The 4,166-nt window shown below is 70.1% G+C and carries 7 protein-coding genes; 4 read left to right on the top strand and 3 right to left on the bottom strand.

The features are described from left to right. Positions 1–85 precede the first annotated feature (85 nt). Positions 86–316, top strand: a complete 231-nt coding sequence (locus tag U9977_RS26170; RefSeq protein ID WP_322751943.1) for a type II toxin-antitoxin system VapB family antitoxin — start codon at positions 86–88, stop codon at positions 314–316. Continuing rightward, positions 313–714, top strand: a complete 402-nt coding sequence (locus U9977_RS26165; protein ID WP_322751942.1) for a PIN domain nuclease — start codon at positions 313–315, stop codon at positions 712–714. Before U9977_RS26170 ends, U9977_RS26165 begins: the two co-directional genes overlap by 4 nt. Before the next feature lie 59 nt (positions 715–773). Here the strand turns inward: U9977_RS26165 and mftC are convergent, their stop codons facing one another. Genes mftC through mftA form a run of 3 tightly spaced genes read right to left on the bottom strand, consistent with a single transcriptional unit; the run spans position 774 to position 2,416 of the window. Next, positions 774–1,946 carry a mycofactocin radical SAM maturase gene (mftC, locus tag U9977_RS26160; RefSeq protein ID WP_416210788.1) on the bottom strand — a complete coding sequence of 391 codons (1,173 nt, stop codon included), beginning with the start codon at positions 1,944–1,946 and terminating at the stop codon, positions 774–776. Next, positions 1,933–2,235: a mycofactocin biosynthesis chaperone MftB gene (gene mftB, locus U9977_RS26155; protein WP_322751941.1), complete on the bottom strand. Its 303-nt coding sequence runs from the start codon at positions 2,233–2,235 to the stop codon at positions 1,933–1,935. Before mftB ends, mftC begins: the two co-directional genes overlap by 14 nt. Positions 2,236–2,290: 55 nt before the next feature. Further along, a complete protein-coding gene (gene mftA, locus U9977_RS26150) occupies positions 2,291–2,416 on the bottom strand; it encodes a mycofactocin precursor MftA (protein WP_322751940.1) in 126 nt (41 codons plus the stop codon). Between the two features lie 12 nt (positions 2,417–2,428). Between mftA and mftF the strand changes: the two genes are divergently transcribed. Together mftF and U9977_RS26140 are read left to right on the top strand one after the other, a co-directional pair. Further along, a complete protein-coding gene (mftF, locus tag U9977_RS26145; RefSeq protein WP_322751939.1) occupies positions 2,429–3,955 on the top strand; it encodes a mycofactocin biosynthesis glycosyltransferase MftF in 1,527 nt (508 codons plus the stop codon). A gap of 23 nt (positions 3,956–3,978) precedes the next feature. Then, positions 3,979–4,166 (top strand): enoyl-CoA hydratase-related protein (locus U9977_RS26140; protein WP_322751938.1); only part of this gene is annotated, 188 nt, incomplete at its 3' end.

Below are 4,166 nucleotides of genomic sequence, written 5' to 3'. Positions count from 1 at the left end.
GATCCGACCCGGTGTGTATCGTCGTCTTTGGATCTGCTGACAAGCAAAATACACAGGGGTGTGTATGTTAATGACCATGACGGACGTGCGGACTAACATCGTTGTCGACGACGAGTTGATCGAGGAGGCGATGCGCATCTTCGGCGTGAACACGCGGCGCGAAGTCGTAGATCTTGCTCTGCGGCATCTCATCGGCCACGCGACGTTCCAACGTCGGGCGCTGGCGCTGGAAGGCATGGGCTGGGACACGGACATGACCGAGATTCGCCCGGGTTTTGTGTCAAATCTCCAGGACGCCTCGGTGGAGGATCGATGATCCTCGTTGACACGTCCGCGTGGGTTGAATTCTTCCGCAAGACCGAGTCACCGGTCCACCGGCGGTTGCATCATCTGATCGACGAGGACGCCTATCTGGTGACCACGGAGATCGTTCGTTTCGAACTTCTCGCCGGTGCCCGGTCCGACACGCATCACCTTGAGCTGCTGGAGCTGCTCGCGCCCCTGCCCGTCCTTCCTCTTCGCGACAGTGGCGACTATGAGGACGCCGCGGGCCTGTACCGATCCGCTCGGCGTGGCGGTGTGACGGTCCGGGTGCTGACCGACTGCCTCATCGCGCAGGCGGCTGTCAAGGCCGATGCGAGCCTGTTGCATGCAGACCGCGACTTCGATCACCTCGCCCGGGTCACCGACCTGCGCATCGAACCGGTGGCGTGAGCTGCCGGTCGTCAGCGCGGGACGGTGCCAGTGTCGGACGTTGTCAGCGCCGGACGTTGTCAGCGCCGGACGGACAGGGGGAGCAACCGCCGGTTGCTGCGGTCGTTCTTGCTGTGGTCGTTGTCGACGGCGGGCAGGCTCGCGGGGTTCACCGCGGCCAGTGCGGCCTCGCCGTGGCCGAGGACGCATTCGGGGTCGGGGCCGTCCAGCGGCAGACCGGTGAAGAACTTCGCTGCCATGCAGCCACCCTGGCAGGCGTCGTAGTGCCCGCAGGATGCGCACGCTCCGGCGCTGCCCGGTTCCCGCAGCTCGGTGAACAGCTCCGACCCCCGCCACACCGCCGCGAACCCGCCGGCGTCCAGCACGCTGCCGGCGCGGAAGTGCTCGTGCAGGGCGAACGGGCAGGCGTAGACGTCCCCGACCGGGTCGATCAGACAGACGACCCGCCCGGCGCCGCACAGGTTCAACCCGGGTAGGGACTGGCCGTAGGCCGCCAGGTGGAAGAACGAGTCGCCGGTCAGCACGTTCGGCCGGGCCAGCAGCCAGGAATGCAGGTCGCGCTGTTGGACGGCGGTCGGGTGCAGCTCGGCCCAGGAGTCCCGACCCCGACCGGACGGGCGTAGTCGGGTGATCCGCAGTTCGGCGCCGTAGTCCCGTGCCAGCGATTCGAACGAGTCGAGCTGGCTCGCATTGTGCCTGGTCACGACCACGGACAGCTTGAACGCGCCGAATCCGGCGGCGGCGAGGTGATCCATGGCCGCGCGGGCCCGATCATAGGAGCCGGTACCGCGGACCGGGTCGTTGGTCATCGCGTCCGCGCCATCCAGGGAGATCTGGACGTCGACGTAATCCAGTGAGGCGAGCCGCCGCGCCTTCTCCGACGTGATCATCCCGCCGTTGGTGGAGAACTTGACCCCGACACCATGGTCGACGCAGTACTCCAGCACCTCGAAGAAGTCGGGCCGAGTCATCGGCTCGCCCCCACCGACGTTGACGTAGAAGACCTGCATGTCGGCAAGCTGGTCGACGACCGAGCGCAGCTGGTCGGTGGTCAGCTCGCGAGGGTCTCGCCGACCGGAGGACGACAGGCAGTGGACGCACGCCAGGTTGCAGGCATACGTCCACTCCCAGGTCAGGCAGATCGGCGCGTCGAGGCCACGGCGCAGCTCGTCCTGCAACGACCGGCTCGCTACCGCCGCTGGTGCCTGCCCGGCCAGCTCAGTGACGCTCACGGATGAACCCCGTTTCCACCAGGCGGGCCAGTGCCCGCTCCACCGCCGGCCGTTTCGCTGTGGGTACCACGCCGAGTGCGGCATCCGCGGAGGGCTGGTCCGCGAGTGCCCGCACCACGGCGAGCAGATCGAGATCCTTCAACAGGGACAGCCGTCGGGTGTCATAGGAGTAGGCGAGCGCGCCGAACCGCTCCGGGCGCAGCGCGACCTTCGGATGCAGCTCGTAGGCGCGGTCGCGGTCAAAGGCGCCGGTCGTGACCGGCGCGGCGGCGTGCGGGGGTGAGGGCATCAGTGCTTGCGTCGCCGTCTTCGACTGTGGCCGTTTGATGTCGGTGGCTGGTTGATCAGTAGACGCCGCACATGCCGTCGATGGACACGTCCTCAACCAGGAGATCCTCAAGCACCGGTTCGATTGCCGGCACCTCGGCTGCGGCGATGGGACGGTCGCTGTCGACGTCGACGGAATCCATACGGTTCCTCCTGTGCGTCATACGGACGGAAACACCAACTGTGACGGTAGCCGGCTGCCCGGGCCCGCGCCTGGCCCGCTACCCGGCTGCTTCTCGGTTCAGTGTGAACCGGACCTGCGGGTCCTGTCGCGTGGTCGGGTGCTGCTCGGCGGATCGCCGCTGCGGTTGCTCACCCTGAGTCGCGCTGGCGCAGCCGTGTTCGAGGCGCTCGCGGGCGGTGCCACGGTGACGGCGGCCGGCGCCGGCGCGGGTACGCTCGCCCGCCGGCTGGTGGACGCCGGGCACGCCGATCCCGTGCCACCGACCGGTGCTACCTCTCACCCGTCCAGCCCGCCCGGCGCTTGTGCCATGCCTGGTCGGGATGACGTCACCCTTGTCATCCCGGTCCGCGACCGGGCGGCGGAGCTTTCGCGGTTGCTCGCCACCGTCACCGGGACCTGCCGGGAGGTCATCGTCGTGGACGACGGCTCCACCGACGCAACCGCCGCGGTCGCGCGGCGGGCCGGTGTCCGCGTCATCCGGCATGACTCGCCGCTGGGGCCCGCGTCCGCCCGCATGGCCGGGGCGCGAGCCGCGGCAACCCCGCTGGTCGCCTTTGTCGACTCCGACGTGCTGCCCGGCCCGGACTGGCTCACCAGGCTGCTCCCGCAGCTGGCCGACCCGATGGTCGCGCTCGTCGCCCCGCGGGTCGCTTCAGCGCCACACCGGGCACTGCGCGCCCGGTACGAGATGTCCCGGTCGCCGCTGGACCTTGGCTTGCGGCCCGGTCCGGTCCGCGCGGGCAGCCGTATCTCCTACCTGCCGGCCGCGGCGCTGCTGATCCGCCGGGAGCTGGCCGACTTCGACCCGGCGATGCGCTACGGCGAGGACGTCGACCTGGTGTGGCGGCTGACCGCGGCCGGCTGGTCGGTGCGTTACGAACCGGCCGCGGTGGTGCTACACCAGCCCCGGTCGTCCTGGCGGGGCTGGGTCACGCAGCGGGTCGGTTACGGATCGTCCGCGGCAGCACTCGCGTTACGGCATCCCGAGCCGTTGCGGCCAGTGCGGGGCGCTGCGGTCGGTGTCGCGGCGGGTGTCGTCGTCGCGGCCGGGTCCGCTGCCGCGGTTGCCGCGGTCGCCGCCACTGCCGGGGTCGGCGCGGTGGTCAGCGCCTGGCGCCTGCGCCGGACGTTCACCCGCCTGCGTACGCCCGTGCCGCGGGCCGGGCTACACGCGGCGGTCCTGGTCGCCCGGGGCCGGCAGCATGCAGGCTGGGCTGCCGCGGACACCGCGCGGCGCGTGTGGCTGCCGCTGCTGGCCTTCGGCGCGGGCCGGCCCGGCCGTCGTGTCCTGCTGGTCGCGGCGACCATACCGACCGCGTGGGACTGGTGGCGAGAACGTCCGGATGTCGGGCTCGTCCCCTACGTCGCGTTGCGGATGGCGGACGACGCGGCCTACTGCGCCGGGGTCTGGTGGGGTTGTCTGCACGCCCGCACCACGCTCCCGCTGCGCCCTGCCGTCCCGCTGCGTCCAATCTTCGGATCGGGTGCGTCCGGGTGAACGGGCCGGCATGCTCAGGCGATATGGCCAATGTATTAGTCGATGTCCGCCCGCCCGCGGCGGTTGTCACGCTGAACCGTCCCCAGGTCCGTAACGCGATCACTCCTGAACTGATCGGCGAGCTGCGAGCCGCGATCGTCGACCTCGACGCCCGGGACGATGTGCGGGCGATCGTCCTCACCGGTGCCGACCCGGCCTTCTGCGCCGGCCT

This window comes from Protofrankia sp. Cas8, assembly GCF_963555845.1.
Lineage (GTDB): Bacteria > Actinomycetota > Actinomycetes > Frankiales > Frankiaceae > Protofrankia.
The sequence above is the reverse complement of the archived record's forward strand: the minus strand, read 5'-3'. Positions and strand labels throughout refer to the sequence as shown.